Below are 14,219 nucleotides of genomic sequence, written 5' to 3'. Positions count from 1 at the left end.
GTGCGCCTTTCCCCCGGATGCCCTCCGTGTCTCCGGGCAGCCGCATAGCCGACAGCCGTCGCACTCGAGGGAGCCCTTTACATGGCCTCGTTGCCACCGACCCCTTCCGCAGACAGCCGGACTCGTGTGTCCGCCCTCCGAGAGGCCCTGGCCAGCCGTGTGGTCGTGGCCGACGGGGCCATGGGCACCATGCTCCAGGAGCAGGACCCGACGCTCGAGGACTTCGAGAATCTCGAAGGCTGTAACGAGATCCTCAACCTGACCCGGCCCGACATCGTCCGCTCCGTCCACGACGCGTACTTCGCGGTCGGCGTCGACTGCGTCGAGACGAACACCTTCGGCGCCAACCACACGGCCGCGGCGGAGTACGAGATCTCCGACCGGGTGCACGAGCTGTCCGAGGCGGGCGCCCGGATCGCCCGCGAGGTGGCCGACGAGTACGCCGCCGGAGACGGCCGGCCGCGCTGGGTGCTCGGCTCGATCGGCCCCGGCACCAAGCTGCCCACGCTCGGCCACGTCACCTACTCCACGATCCGCGACGGCTACCAGGCCAACGCCGAGGGCCTGCTCGCCGGCGGCGCGGACGCGCTGCTCGTGGAGACCACGCAGGACCTGCTCCAGACGAAGGCGTCCATCCTGGGTGCCCGCCGGGCCATGGAGGCCACCGGCGTCGAGGTGCCCCTGCTGTGCTCGATGGCCTTCGAGACCACCGGCACCATGCTGCTCGGCTCCGAGATCGGCGCGGCGCTGACCGCGCTGGAGCCCCTCGGCATCGACATGATCGGCCTGAACTGCTCCACCGGCCCGGCCGAGATGAGCGAGCACCTGCGCTACCTGACGCGCCACTCGCGCATCCCGCTGCTGTGCATGCCGAACGCCGGCCTGCCGATCCTCACCAAGGACGGCGCCCACTTCCCGCTCGACCCCGAGGGCCTGGCCGACGCCCAGCAGAACTTCGTCCGCGACTACGGCCTCTCCCTGGTCGGCGGCTGCTGCGGCACCACCCCCGAGCACCTGCGCCAACTCGTCGAGCGCGTCCGGGACGTCACCCCGAGCGAGCGCGACCCGCAGCCCGAGCCGGGCGCCGCCTCCCTCTACCAGAGCGTGCCGTTCCGGCAGGACACCTCCTACCTGGCCATCGGCGAGCGCACCAACGCCAACGGCTCGAAGAAGTTCCGCGAGGCCATGCTGGACGGCCGCTGGGACGACTGCGTGGAGATGGCCCGCGAGCAGATCCGCGAGGGCGCGCACATGCTCGACCTGTGCGTGGACTACGTCGGCCGCGACGGTGTCGCCGACATGGAGGAACTGGCCGGCCGCTTCGCCACCGCCTCCACGCTGCCGATCGTGCTGGACTCCACCGAGGTCGACGTGATCCGGGCCGGGCTGGAGAAGCTCGGCGGCCGCGCGGTGATCAACTCGGTGAACTACGAGGACGGCGCCGGTCCGGAGTCCCGCTTCGCCAAGGTCACGCGGCTCGCGCAGGAGCACGGCGCCGCGCTGATCGCGCTGACCATCGACGAGGAGGGCCAGGCCCGCACCGCCGAGAAGAAGGTCGAGATCGCCGAACGGCTCATCGACGACCTGACCGGCAACTGGGGCATCCACGAGGAGGACATCCTCGTCGACTGCCTGACCTTCACCATCTGCACCGGCCAGGAGGAGTCCCGCAAGGACGGGATCGCCACCATCGAGGGCATCCGCGAGCTGAAGCGGCGCCACCCGAAGGTGCAGACCACGCTCGGCCTGTCCAACATCTCCTTCGGCCTCAACCCGGCCGCCCGCATCCTGCTCAACTCCGTCTTCCTCGACGAGTGCGTCAAGGCGGGCCTGGACTCGGCGATCGTGCACGCGTCGAAGATCCTGCCGATCGCCCGCTTCAGCGAGGAGGAGGTCCAGACGGCTCTGGACCTCATCCACGACCGCCGCGCCGAGGGCTACGACCCCCTCCAGAAGCTCATGCAGCTGTTCGAGGGCGCCACCGCCAAGTCCCTCAAGGCCGGCAAGGCCGAGGAACTGGCCGCCCTGCCGCTGGACGAGCGCCTGAAGCGGCGCATCATCGACGGTGAGCGCAACGGACTCGAACAGGACCTGGACGAGGCCCTCCAGGAGCGGCCCGCGCTCGACATCGTCAACGAGACCCTGCTGGAGGGCATGAAGGTCGTCGGCGAGCTCTTCGGCTCCGGCCAGATGCAGCTGCCGTTCGTCCTCCAGTCCGCCGAGGTGATGAAGACGGCCGTCGCCCACCTCGAACCGCACATGGAGAAGACCGACGAGGCCGGCAAGGGCACCATCGTGCTCGCCACCGTGCGCGGCGACGTGCACGACATCGGCAAGAACCTCGTCGACATCATCCTGACCAACAACGGCTACAACGTCGTCAACCTCGGCATCAAGCAGCCGGTCTCCGCGATCCTGGACGCCGCCGAGGAGCACAGGGCCGATGTCATCGGCATGTCCGGTCTCCTGGTCAAGTCCACCGTGATCATGAAGGAGAACCTGGAGGAGCTGAACACCCGCGGCCTCGCCGCCCGCTTCCCGGTGATCCTCGGCGGCGCCGCCCTCACCCGCGCCTACGTCGAGCAGGATCTGCACGAGCTGTACGAGGGCGAGGTCCGCTACGCCCGCGACGCCTTCGAGGGCCTGCGCCTGATGGACGCCCTGATCGGCGTCAAGCGCGGTGTGCCCGGTGTGAAGCTGCCCGAGCTGAAGCAGCGCCGGGTGCGGGCCACCGCCCCGGCCGCCGTGGAGGAGCGCCCCGAGGAGGGGCACGTCCGCTCCGACGTCGCCACCGACAACCCCGTGCCCGAGCCGCCCTTCCGCGGCACCCGCGTGATCAAGGGCATCCAGCTCAAGGAGTACGCGAGCTGGCTCGACGAGGGCGCCCTGTTCAAGGGCCAGTGGGGCCTCAAGCAGGCCCGCACCGGCGAGGGCCCGTCGTACGAGGAACTCGTCGAGACCGAGGGGAGGCCTCGGCTGCGCGGGCTGCTGGACAAGCTCCAGACGGAGAACCTGCTGGAGGCGGCCGTGGTCTACGGCTACTTCCCGTGCGTCTCCAAGGACGACGACCTGATCATCCTGGACGAGCAGGGCAACGAGCGCACCCGCTTCACCTTCCCGCGCCAGCGCCGCGGCCGGCGCCTGTGCCTGGCCGACTTCTTCCGCCCGGAGGAGTCCGGCGAGACGGACGTCGTGGGCCTCCAGGTCGTCACCGTCGGCTCGCGCATCGGCGAGGAGACCGCGCGTCTCTTCGAGTCCAACGCCTACCGCGACTACCTCGAACTCCACGGCCTGTCCGTGCAGTTGGCCGAGGCGCTCGCCGAGTACTGGCACGCGCGCGTGCGCTCCGAACTCGGCTTCGCCGGCGAGGACCCGGACGAGATGCAGGGCATGTTCGAGCTGAAGTACCGGGGCGCCCGCTTCTCCCTCGGCTACGGCGCCTGCCCCAACCTGGAGGACCGCGCGAAGATCGCCGACCTGCTCCAGCCGGAACGCATCGGCGTCCACCTGTCCGAGGAGTTCCAGCTGCACCCCGAGCAGTCCACGGACGCCATCGTGATCCACCACCCGGAGGCGAAGTACTTCAACGCCCGCTGAGCCGCCCCGCCGGGCACACGGCACGCCGGCCCCCGGTGTATGCACGGTGTGCCCGGGGGCACAGCGGTTAAACGAGGCGCTTCCTCCGCACACGACGTAGACTGGTCGGTCCACTGCAGGCCGGTTCCCACGTGGGAACCGGCCTGATCGTCCCTCAAGGAGGTAGGTGGATGACCAGTACGGTCCCCGCGCTCGGTACACGTACGGCCGAGGGCTCGGCCCTGCAGGCCGTGCTCCTCGACATGGACGGCACCCTGGTGGACACGGAGGGCTTCTGGTGGGACGTCGAGGTCGAGGTCTTCGCCTCCCTCGGCCACGTGCTCGACGAGTCCTGGCGCCACGTCGTCGTCGGCGGCCCCATGACCCGCAGCGCGGGGTTCCTGATCGAGGCCACCGGCGCGGACATCACCCTCGACGAGCTCACGGTGCTCCTGAACGACGGCTTCGAGGACCGCATCGGCCGCGCCCTGCCGCTGATGCCCGGCGCCGGGCGGCTGCTGGCCGAGCTGTACGAGTACGAGATCCCCACGGCCCTGGTCTCCGCCTCCCACCGGCGCATCATCGAACGGGTGCTGGCCTCCCTGGGCGCGCACCACTTCGCCCTGACGGTGGCCGGCGACGAGGTCCCACGCACCAAGCCCCACCCCGACCCATATCTGGTGGCCGCCGCCGGACTCGGCGCCGAGCCCGCCCGGTGTGCCGTCATCGAGGACACCGCGACCGGGGTCGCCGCCGCCGAGGCAGCGGGCTGCCAGGTCGTGGCGGTGCCCTCCGTGGCCCCCATCGCCCCGGCCCTGAGGCGCACGGTCGTCACCTCCCTCGAAGAGGTTGACCTGACATTTCTGCACGGGTTGATGACGGAAATGCGCTAGGTGTTCACCCAGCGTGCAGCGGTGTTAGGACGGTAATTCCGAAGGTGAATTCGACCTCTTCCGGATGGCTGAATTCCCCTGCCCTCGCACCCATTTACGGGTGTGACGTTCCCCACGCACTCCGGGGTCGACAGCGGAGTCGGCGTGTGCTGCACACCCCCTCCGGGAGGCCGTCGGCGTGCCCTTGTGTCCCGATTGATGGGATGCTGCACCAATGCTTCCGCTGTCGGGTTTTCAGTGTGTCCACGCCCGGTTCCGCAGCGTGATGGGTACTCAACTCCGGTGGTTGCGAACCCTCCTGCCGGCCGCGACTAATCTCGTCGCGAGAACATCGCCCCACCCCCGTGATCCGCTGCGCCACCCCTGCATGCCGGGTACACGGAGTCGACAGCTCTGGAGAAACTCGAGCATGAACCGCAAGACTTTGGTGCTGCCGGCCGTGATCGGCCTGCTCGCGCCGGTGCTCGCCGCTTGCGGCGGGTCCGACAGCGGGAGCGACAACGGCGGCGCGATCGTCGTCGGCACCACGGACCGGTTCACCGCCTCGAAGGACGCCCCCGCGCCCCTCGACCCGGCGTACGCCTACGACGTCGGCACCTGGAACATCCTGCGCCAGACCGTGCAGACCCTGATGATCCAGCCGCGCGGCGAGGGCGAGCCGGTACCGGAGGCCGCCGAGCGATGCGGCTTCACCGACACCGGCAACGAGCGCTACGCCTGCACCCTGCGCGACGGCCTGAAGTTCGCGAACGGCGACCCCGTCACCGCGGCCGACGTCAAGTACTCCATCGACCGGGCCCGTTCCCTCAAGGCCGACAGCGGCGTGTTCGCGCTGCTGTCCACCATCGACACCGTCGAGACACAGGGCGACCGCGAGGTCATCTTCCACCTCAAGACCGCCGACGCGACCTTCCCGTACAAGCTGTCGACACCGGTCGCCGGCATCGTCGACCCCGACGAGTACCCGAAGAACAAGCTGCGCGACGGCTTCGACCTCCAGGGCTCCGGCCCGTACACCCTCAGGGCCGACGTCGAGAACGACGAGATGGTCAAGGCCGAGTTCACCCGGAACCCCGACTACAAGGGGAGCCTGAAGGTGAACAACGGCAAGGTCGAGATGGTCTCCTTCAAGGACACCGACGCCATGGGCGAGGCTCTGGGCAAGGGCGACATCGACCTGATGACCCGCACCATGTCGCCCGACCAGATCCGCAAGTTCTCGGGCGACGCGGACACCGGCATCGACCTCGTCGAGATGCCCGGCCTGGAGATCCGCTATCTGGGCTTCAACACCGACGCCCCGCCCGTGAAGTCCAAGGCCGTGCGCCAGGCGATGGCCCAGGTCGTCAACCGCAGCGAGCTTGTCTCCAAGGTCTACGGCTCTCAGGCCGAGCCGCTGTACTCGCTCGTCCCGGCCACCGTCACGGGCCACTCCAACTCGTTCTTCAACAAGTACGGCGACCCGAACGTCACCAAGGCCCGCGCACTGCTCAACCAGGCCAACGTCACCACCCCGGTGAAGCTGACGCTGCATTACACGACCGACCACTACGGCCCGGCCACCGAGAAGGAGTTCGAGGTCCTGCGCGACCAGCTGAACTCCAGCGGCCTGTTCGAGGTCAGCATCAAGGGCACCCCGTGGGACACGTTCCGCCCGGCCGAGAAGAAGGGCGAGTACGGCGTCTACGGCATGGGCTGGTTCCCGGACTTCCCGGACGCCGACAACTTCCTCGCGCCGTTCCTCGACGCGGACAACACTCTCGGCTCGCCCTATGACAACCGCCAGATCCGCAACACCCTGATCCCGGAGTCCCGCCGTGAGGCGGACCGGCTGTCCGCCTCCACCAGCCTGACGGACATTCAGGACATCGTCGCCTCCGACGTGCCGGTGCTGCCGCTGTGGCAGGGCAAGCAGTACGTCGCCGCGCGCGACGACATCACGGGTACCGCTTATGCGCTCAACTCCTCGTCGACGCTCCAGCTGTGGGAGCTCGGCCGGGGCGTGAGTGACTGACGGACCCGCTGGAACCCCGGGGCCGGTGACCGCGACCCCCGGGGAACCGTGCCCCGGAGCCAGGGACATGCTCCGGGTGTTCTCGAGAACCGACGACAAGGCACACACGTGAACATACGCAACCAGTGGCCGGTCCTGCCCATCGTGGCGGGGCTCGCCTCCGGCCTGCTGACCGGCTGTGGCACGGAGACCGGGGACTCCGCGGGGGACGGCTCCAACGTGGTGGTGGGGATGTCCGACGACGTCCTGGCCACCGACCCGGCCTCCGGCTACGACCCCGGCTCCTGGCTGTTGTTCAACAACGTCTTCCAGTCGCTGCTCAGCTTCCCCAAGGGCGCCACGGAACCGCAGCCGGAGGCTGCCGAGAGCTGCGTCTTCAGCGACACGCAGACCACGGTCTACAAGTGCACGCTGAAGGACGGCCTCAAGTTCAGCAACGGTGACGCGCTCACCTCCGAGGACGTCAAGTTCTCCTTCGACCGCATGCTGAAGATCAACGACCCCGACGGGCCCGCGATCATGTTCCCCACGCTGGAGAACGTCGAGGCGCCGGACGAGAAGACGGTCGTCTTCCGGCTCAACACGGCCGACGCCACCTTCCCGAGCAAGATCGCCTCGGGCGCCGGCTCCATCGTCGACCACCGCCAGTACGACGCGGACGGGCTGCGCAAGGACGGCAAGGCCGTCGGCTCCGGCCCGTACCAGCTCGACTCGATCGACGACGAGCAGGCCGTCTTCTCCGTCAACGAGAACTACAAGGGCACCGCCGAGGTGAAGAACACCGGCGTGACGCTCAAGTTCTTCGACGGCGACCAGACCGCCCTGAAGCAGGCCATCCAGAACGAGGAAGTCGACATCGCCTACCGCGGTCTGACCGCCGGCGACATCGCGGACATGGAGAAGGCCGACGACGGTACCGGCGTCGAGGTCGTCGAGGGCAGCAGCGCCGAGGTCCAGCACCTGGTGTTCAACATGGACGACCCGGTCGCCGGGAAGGCCGGCGTACGCAAGGCCATCGCCCACCTGCTCGACCGCGAGGCCCTCATCAAGGACGTCTACCAGGGCACCGCGGCCCCGCTGTACTCGATCATCCCGGCCGGGATCGCCGGCCACAACACGGCCTTCTTCGACACCTACGGCGCCCGCCCCTCCAAGGAGAAGGCACAGGCCGCGCTGCGCGCCGACGGCATCACCGGCAAGGTGAGGCTGACCCTCTGGTCGACGCCGTCCCGCTACGGCCCCGCCACCGACCAGGAGTTGAACGCCATCGCCGGCCAGCTCAACGCCAGCGGCCTGTTCGACGCCGACGTCAAGTCCGTCCCCTTCGGCCAGTACGAGAAGGACATCGCCGCCGGCAAGTACGGCGTCTACGTGAAGGGCTGGGTGCCGGACTACCCGGACGCCGACAACTTCACGGCCCCCTTCTTCGGCAAGGGCAACGTGCTGGGCAACAACTACGACAACAGCACCATCAGCGGCACGCTCATCCCGCGCACCGCCGCCCTGACCAACCGCGCCGCCACCGACAAGGAGTTCGGCGAGCTGCAGGACATCGTCGCCGACGAACTGCCCGTCCTGCCGGTGTGGCAGGCCAAGCAGTACGCGGTCGTCCGCGACGGCGTCTACGGCCTGGAGTACTGCCTCGACGCGTCCACCGTGTTCCGCTTCTGGGAGCTGAGCAAGGACTCCTGACGCACACGCGTGACGAGGGCGCCCCCTGCTCGGCAGGGGGCGCCCTCGTCGTGTTCCGGGTGGGGGCGGCTCACTGGGCGCCGGGGCGCACCAGCCCGCTCTCGTACGCGTACACCGCGGCCTGCACGCGGTCGCGCAGGCCCAGCTTGGTGAGCACGTGCCCGACGTGCGTCTTGACGGTGGTCTCGCTGACGAACAGGTCGGCGGCGATCTCGGCGTTGGACAGCCCGCGCGCCACCAGCTTGAGCACCTCGACCTCGCGGTCGGTGAGGGTGTGCAGCGTGTCCGGCACCGGCTCCTCGCCCGACGGCAGATGCGTGGCGTACTTGTCGAGCAGCCGCCTGGTGATGCTCGGCGCGAGCATCGCCTCGCCCGCGGCCACGACCCGGATCGCCTGCACCAGCTCGTTGGCCGGGGCGTCCTTCAGCAGGAAGCCGCTGGCACCCGCCCGCAGGGCCTCCACCACGTACTCGTCGAGGTCGAAGGTGGTCAGCACCAGGACCTTCGCCGGACCGTCCCGCCCGGGACCGGTGATCTGCCGGGTCGCCTCCACACCGTCCATCCGCGGCATGCGGATGTCCATCAGGACCACGTCGGGCTGTAGCGCCCGCACCTGGTCGAGCGCCTGGAGGCCGTCTCCGGCCTCGCCGACGACCGCGAGGTCCTGCTCGGCCTCCAGGATCATCCGGAAGCCTGTACGGAGCAGGGGCTGGTCGTCGACCAGTAGGACGCGGATGGCCACGTAAGTCTCCTTCGCTAGTCCGGCCCCATTCTGCCCTGCGCGAGGCCGCCGGACTCAGCCGCCCTGGCCGGTCTCCCTCAGCGGGAGCGGGTACGGCGGGGGAGTGCCGCCGAACTCCGGGCAGTGGGCCTGGTGGTCGCACCAGCCGCACAGCTTGGTGGGGCGCGGCCGCCAGTCGCCCGTCTCGGTCGCCAGCCGGATCGCCTCCCACAGCGCCAGCAGTTTGCGCTCGACCCGCTCCAGGTCGGCGAGGACGGGGTCGTACGTCAGCACCTGACCACTGCCGAGATAGACCAGCTGGAGCCGCCGCGGGACCACGTTCTTCAGCCGCCAGACGACGAGGGCGTAGAACTTCATCTGGAACAGGGCGCCCTCGGAGTACTCGGGCCTGGGGGCCTTCCCCGTCTTGTAGTCGACGATCCGCACCTCACCCGTGGGCGCCACGTCGACCCGGTCGATGATCCCGCGCAGCCGCAGCCCGGACTCCAGCTCCGCCTCGACGAACAGCTCCCGCTCGGCCGGCTCCAGCCGGCTGGGGTCCTCCAGACTGAACCAGCGCTCGACGAGCTGCTCGGCCTCGCCCAGCCAGCGCGCCAGCCGCTCGCCCTGCGGATCGTCGGCGAACAGCTCCACGACCTCCGGCCGCGTCTCCCGCAGCCGGTCCCACTGGCCCGGGATCAGCGACTTCGCCCGGGGCGCCGTGCGCTCGGCCGCCGGGGCGTCGAAGAGGCGCTCCAGGACCGCGTGCACCAGTGTGCCCCTGGTCGCCGCCTCGCTCGGCTTCTCGGGCAGCCGGTCGATGACCCGGAAGCGGTAGAGCAGCGGGCACTGCATGAAATCACTGGCACGCGAGGGGGACAGCGAGGCGGGCGGTATGGCGGTGGGCGCGGTCTCGGTCGCCGTCTCCACTGCCGTCTCGATGACCGCCTCCACGGACCCGGCCGGGACCGGCGGATCCACCGCCGCGGCAGGGCTGCTGTCGGGCTGCGCCGCGCCCTCGGTGCTCGTCTCCATGCCCCAGACCATACGGCCCGCCACTGACAGTGACCCAGCCGCGGGCGGGAGCGCGGAGGCGGGGCGGAGGGAAACTCAGGGGTGCCGGGGCGGAACGCACCTCGACGGACGCATACCATCGACTCGAGACCCTCCCGTCCGGCAGGCGCGGGAGACGCAGCGAACGAGGGGACACCGGTGGACGAGAGCGGCGGGCGCGGGCAGCCGCGGTCCGGCAACGAGGAGTCGGCCGAGCGCCACGCAGGGCCTCCGGCCCGGGCCACCGACCCCACCTCCGCCGACGAACAGTCCACGGACGTACGGCGGTTCCCCTCCACGAGTGACGACGACACCCCTGCCGCGACGCCGCCGCCCCGGCCGGACGACCGCCCGGCCCCCCAGACACCCGAACCGGCGCCCGCCCCGGCAGCGGACCAGGCCCCCGACGCCGGCCGTCCGGCCGGTCGACCGGAAGACCCGGAGCCCGACCAGGACTCAGCCGCCACCGCCGACGGTCCCCCGGAGGCGCATCCCGGCCGCCCCGAGCCCGATGCCCTGCGCAAGTCCGCCCCCGCCCACGGTGAGCACGAGGGCAGCCGCCGGTCGGAGACCGGCGCGCACGCGGACGGCCCCGAGCATGATGCCTTTCGCAAGGCCCCCGACCAGGGCGAGCACGGCGGCAGCCGTCCGTCGGCGAGCGACGCGCACCCCGACCGTGCCTACGCCACCGGCCCGCACACAGCCTCTGCCACGGGCAAGCCCGATGCGAACAGCCGGCACACCACCCCCGGCCCCGGTGACCGCCACCCCGCGCACTCGGCCGACGGCAAGGGCCCCGCGCCCCAGCGCCCCCCGGAGCCGCGAGGCGGGCTCCTGATGGGGCGGCCGTTCGGCGTGCCCGTCTACGTCGCGCCCAGCTGGTTCCTCGTCGCCGCGTTGATCACCTGGGTGTTCGGCGGGCAGCTCGAGCGCGTGCTGCCCGAGCTCGGCGCCGCCCGCTACCTGGTCTCCCTGTTCTTCGCGGTCGCCTTCTACGCGTCCGTGCTGGTGCACGAGCTGGCCCACACGGTCGCCGCCCTCCGCTTCAAGCTTCCGGTCCGCCGTATCAGGCTCCAGTTCTTCGGCGGCGTCTCCGAGATCGAGAAGGAGGCCGAGACCCCCGGACGGGAGTTCGTGCTCGCCTTCGTCGGGCCGCTGCTCTCCCTCGCCCTGGCAGGCGTCTTCTACGCCGCCATGCAGACCGTGGAACCCGGGACAGTCCCGGGCGTCCTGCTGGCCGGCCTGATGATCTCCAACCTCATCGTGGCCGCGTTCAACCTCCTGCCCGGCCTGCCCCTCGACGGCGGGCGCATGCTCCGCGCGGTCATCTGGAAGATCACCGGCAAGCCGATGAGCGGCACCATCGCCGCCGCCTGGGTCGGCCGCGCCCTCGCCGTCTCCGTCCTGATCGGCCTGCCCCTGCTGACCCAGTCCGGCGCCCTCGGCACCGAGGCCGTGGACAACGTCGGCATGGACACCGTCCTGGACGCCCTGCTCGCCGCCATCCTCGCCGCGATCATCTGGACCGGCGCCGGCAGCAGCCTGCGCATGGCCCGCCTGCGCGAGCACCTCCCCGAACTGCGCGCCCGTGCGCTCACCCGCCGTGCCGTCCCGGTCGAGACCGACACCCCGCTCTCGGAGGCCCTGCGCCGCGCCAACGCCGCGGGAGCCCGCGCCCTGGTCGTCGTCGACGCCCACGGCAACCCCGTCTCCCTCGTCCGCGAGGCCGCCATCGTGGGCGTCCCCGAACACCGCCGCCCCTGGGTCGCGGTCAGCGGCCTCGCCCAGGAACTGACCGACGGCATGCGCGTCTCGGCGGAACTGTCCGGCGAGGAGCTCCTGGACGCCCTCCGGGCGACCCCCGCGACCGAGTACCTGGTGGTCGAGGAGACCGGCGAGATCTACGGCGTCCTGTCCGCGGCCGATGTGGAACGAGCCTTCGTGAAGGCCATGGCCCGTCCCTCCTAGTGGTCGGAGGGCCTCTCATGTGCCGGTAGGCTGGTCACATGTCCGAACCGACCGGTGCCGCCCGCAGGCGCGGGCCCTTCAAGGTCGGGGACCAGGTACAGCTGACCGACCCCAAGGGCCGCCACTACACGTTCACGCTCGAGGCCGGGAAGAACTTCCACACCCACAAGGGTTCCTTCCCGCACGACGAACTGATCGGCGCTCCCGAGGGCAGCGTTGTCCGCACCACGGGAAACGTCGCCTACCTCGCGCTGCGCCCCCTGCTCCCCGACTACGTCCTGTCCATGCCCCGCGGCGCCGCCGTGGTCTACCCCAAGGACGCGGGGCAGATCCTCGCCTTCGCCGACATCTTCCCCGGCGCCCGCGTCGTGGAGGCCGGCGTCGGCTCGGGCTCGCTCAGCAGCTTCCTGCTGCGCGCCATCGGCGACCAGGGCATGCTGCACAGCTACGAGCGCCGTGCGGACTTCGCCGAGATCGCCCAGGCGAACGTGGAGCGCTACTTCGGCGGCCCGCACCCCGCCTGGCAGCTCACCGTGGGCGACCTCCAGGACAACCTGTCCGACGCCGACGTCGACCGCGTCATCCTCGACATGCTCGCTCCCTGGGAGTGCCTGGAGGCCGTCTCCAAGGCGCTGGTCCCCGGCGGCATCCTGTGCTGCTACGTGGCGACCACCACCCAGCTGGCCCGGACCGTCGAGTCCATCCGCGAGATCGGCTGCTTCAACGAGCCGACCTCCTGGGAGACGATGATCCGCAACTGGCACATCGAGGGCCTGGCCGTCCGTCCGGACCACCGGATGATCGGCCACACCGGCTTCCTGCTCACCGCCCGCCGCCTCGCCGACGGCGTCGAGCCGCCCATGCGCCGCCGCCGCCCCGCCAAGGGCGCCTACGGCGAGGACTATGCGGGCCCCAACGCCGACGGCGGCACCGGCCGCTGAGACGGCCCGCCGCCCCGCACAACACACAGGCGCCGTGGCGGAGTTCCCGGACCCGATCCGAACTCCGCCACGGCGCCTCGCTGTTGCCCCGGGTTGCCGCGGCGGGTGAACCAGCGCGTGTCTCCATTGACCTGTAACAGACCTCCTGCGGCCCGCCTTGCCGACGTGACGCGGACCGGCGGCGGCCCGCGCCGGCAGGTGCTTGCTGACACAGCGGCAGGGACCGTAACTCTTCTGCCTCCCCCGGCGCAGGACGTGCACCCCGCCGTTCCCTCGCGGTGTGACGTGTGGCACCATGCTGGCCACCCCACCACCGGCACAGCCCTCAGGAGACACTCCTAGTGCAGCCTTCCGCCGTCCCGGAGCTCGCTCACACTCACACCCGTCCCATCCACTGGCTCGCCACCGCCACGGCCGTCGCCGGCGTCGTGGCCCTTTCCTCGATCCTCCAGCCGGGCGCGGCCACGGCGGCCCAGGCGGCCGGTCCCGAGACCAGAAGCGCTCCGGCGCACGTCGCGCCGCCCGACGCGGCCGCGGTGACGTTCCCGATCGAGTGCGGCCCGGTGAAGGCCGTGGTGAAGAAGCGGGCTTCCGGCGACCTCGACGGCGACGGCAGCCCCGAGACGGTGGCCGTGGTCCACTGCGACTCCCCGATGGGCACCCCGCCGGACGGCGTGTACGTCCTCACCAGGGGCGGCGACGGCGGCGAACCGCGCGTGGTGGCGACCCTGCTCGACCCCAAGGACGGCACCACCGTCAGCGACTTCGCCGTACGCGACGGCGCCGTCACGGCCACGCTCCTCGGCTACTCGTCGCCCGATGTGCCGCGTTGCTGCCCCGATGTGCACAGCGACGTGAAATGGCGTTGGCAGAACGGCGCGTTCGTGCGCTCGGCGCCGGCCGGTGCCCGCAGCGCGTGAGGTCCCTGCGCCCCACGTGTGAGATATCAGACAGTAGTGACGGAGCGTGGAGAAGTAGTCACTCTGCGTCCGGCCCGTACACCTCGGCCCTGTCCGAAACTCGACGTACGTGGATGCACTCGCCCGGACACTCCTTCGCGGAGTCGATCACGTCCGTGAGAAGCGGCAACGGAACGGGCGTTGTCGCGCCCTTGTCCTGGAGCAACTCGTCGTCGGAGCTCTTCACATAGGCCAGACCGTCGATGTCCAGCTCGAACACCTCGGGCGCGTACTGGGCGCAGATGCCGTCACCGGTACACAGGTCCTGGTCGATCCAGACCTCCAGCGCCTCGCCGTCGACCCCGGCCTCCTGCTGCACGCTCATGTCTCCTGCCGTTTCATACGTCGAGCCATGTCGGGAATCCGGCCAGCTCTGACGGGTGTTGAACGCTTCGACCCTAC

9 protein-coding genes and 1 pseudogene are annotated in these 14,219 nt (G+C 70.4%); 7 read left to right on the top strand and 3 right to left on the bottom strand.

Going from position 1 to position 14,219, the window contains the following annotated elements; all coding sequences use genetic code 11:
• Window positions 1-81: 81 nt before the first annotated feature.
• From metH to ACZ6TU_RS21100, 4 genes are all read left to right on the top strand, one after another.
• Window positions 82-3,597, top strand: coding sequence for a methionine synthase (metH, locus tag ACZ6TU_RS21115; protein ID WP_467675637.1), 3,516 nt, complete (start codon window positions 82-84; stop codon window positions 3,595-3,597).
• Between the two features lie 170 nt (window positions 3,598-3,767).
• Complete coding sequence (locus tag ACZ6TU_RS21110; RefSeq protein ID WP_467675635.1) at window positions 3,768-4,469, top strand: HAD family hydrolase; 702 nt, start codon at window positions 3,768-3,770, stop codon at window positions 4,467-4,469.
• Between the two features lie 409 nt (window positions 4,470-4,878).
• Window positions 4,879-6,483: an ABC transporter substrate-binding protein gene (locus ACZ6TU_RS21105; RefSeq protein ID WP_469550197.1), complete on the top strand. Its 1,605-nt coding sequence runs from the start codon at window positions 4,879-4,881 to the stop codon at window positions 6,481-6,483.
• A gap of 108 nt (window positions 6,484-6,591) precedes the next feature.
• The gene (locus ACZ6TU_RS21100; protein WP_467675631.1) at window positions 6,592-8,175 is read left to right on the top strand and encodes an ABC transporter substrate-binding protein; all 1,584 of its coding nucleotides are present in this window, start codon (window positions 6,592-6,594) and stop codon (window positions 8,173-8,175) included.
• 70 nt (window positions 8,176-8,245) lie between these two features.
• Here ACZ6TU_RS21100 and ACZ6TU_RS21095 read toward each other — a convergent pair whose 3' ends face one another.
• On the bottom strand, window positions 8,246-8,917 hold the full coding sequence (locus ACZ6TU_RS21095) for a response regulator (RefSeq protein ID WP_010045368.1): 672 nt from the start codon (window positions 8,915-8,917) through the stop codon (window positions 8,246-8,248).
• 14 nt (window positions 8,918-8,931) lie between these two features.
• Window positions 8,932-9,931: pseudogene (locus ACZ6TU_RS21090) on the bottom strand (RecB family exonuclease).
• A gap of 177 nt (window positions 9,932-10,108) precedes the next feature.
• Between ACZ6TU_RS21090 and ACZ6TU_RS21085 the strand changes: the two are divergent.
• The 3 genes from ACZ6TU_RS21085 to ACZ6TU_RS21075 all read left to right on the top strand — a co-directional run bounded on the left by ACZ6TU_RS21085 (window position 10,109) and on the right by ACZ6TU_RS21075 (window position 13,778).
• Entirely contained in the window at window positions 10,109-11,917 is a 1,809-nt protein-coding gene (locus tag ACZ6TU_RS21085; protein ID WP_469550193.1) for a site-2 protease family protein, read from the top strand.
• A 38-nt stretch (window positions 11,918-11,955) separates the two neighbouring features.
• Window positions 11,956-12,858 carry a tRNA (adenine-N1)-methyltransferase gene (locus ACZ6TU_RS21080; protein ID WP_020274881.1) on the top strand — a complete coding sequence of 301 codons (903 nt, stop codon included), beginning with the start codon at window positions 11,956-11,958 and terminating at the stop codon, window positions 12,856-12,858.
• A gap of 341 nt (window positions 12,859-13,199) precedes the next feature.
• Window positions 13,200-13,778 carry a hypothetical protein gene (locus ACZ6TU_RS21075; protein WP_469550189.1) on the top strand — a complete coding sequence of 193 codons (579 nt, stop codon included), beginning with the start codon at window positions 13,200-13,202 and terminating at the stop codon, window positions 13,776-13,778.
• Window positions 13,779-13,836: 58 nt separating this feature from the next.
• Here ACZ6TU_RS21075 and ACZ6TU_RS21070 read toward each other — a convergent pair whose 3' ends face one another.
• Window positions 13,837-14,142, bottom strand: a complete 306-nt coding sequence (locus tag ACZ6TU_RS21070) for a ferredoxin (RefSeq protein WP_467675627.1) — start codon at window positions 14,140-14,142, stop codon at window positions 13,837-13,839.
• Window positions 14,143-14,219: the final 77 nt, after the last annotated feature.

The sequence above is a fragment of the Streptomyces sp. NPDC052064 genome (genome assembly GCF_055585925.1).
Note: the sequence above shows the minus strand (reverse complement) of the source record. Positions and strands in the feature narration are given on the sequence as shown.

Coding starts and splice junctions, on each gene's coding strand:
- metH (WP_467675637.1), top strand. CDS start 82: ATGGCCTCGTTGCCACCGACCCCTTCCGCAGACAGCCGGACTCGTGTG.
- ACZ6TU_RS21110 (WP_467675635.1), top strand. CDS start 3,768: ATGACCAGTACGGTCCCCGCGCTCGGTACACGTACGGCCGAGGGCTCG.
- ACZ6TU_RS21105 (WP_469550197.1), top strand. CDS start 4,879: ATGAACCGCAAGACTTTGGTGCTGCCGGCCGTGATCGGCCTGCTCGCG.
- ACZ6TU_RS21080 (WP_020274881.1), top strand. CDS start 11,956: ATGTCCGAACCGACCGGTGCCGCCCGCAGGCGCGGGCCCTTCAAGGTC.
- ACZ6TU_RS21070 (WP_467675627.1), bottom strand. CDS start 14,142: ATGAGCGTGCAGCAGGAGGCCGGGGTCGACGGCGAGGCGCTGGAGGTC.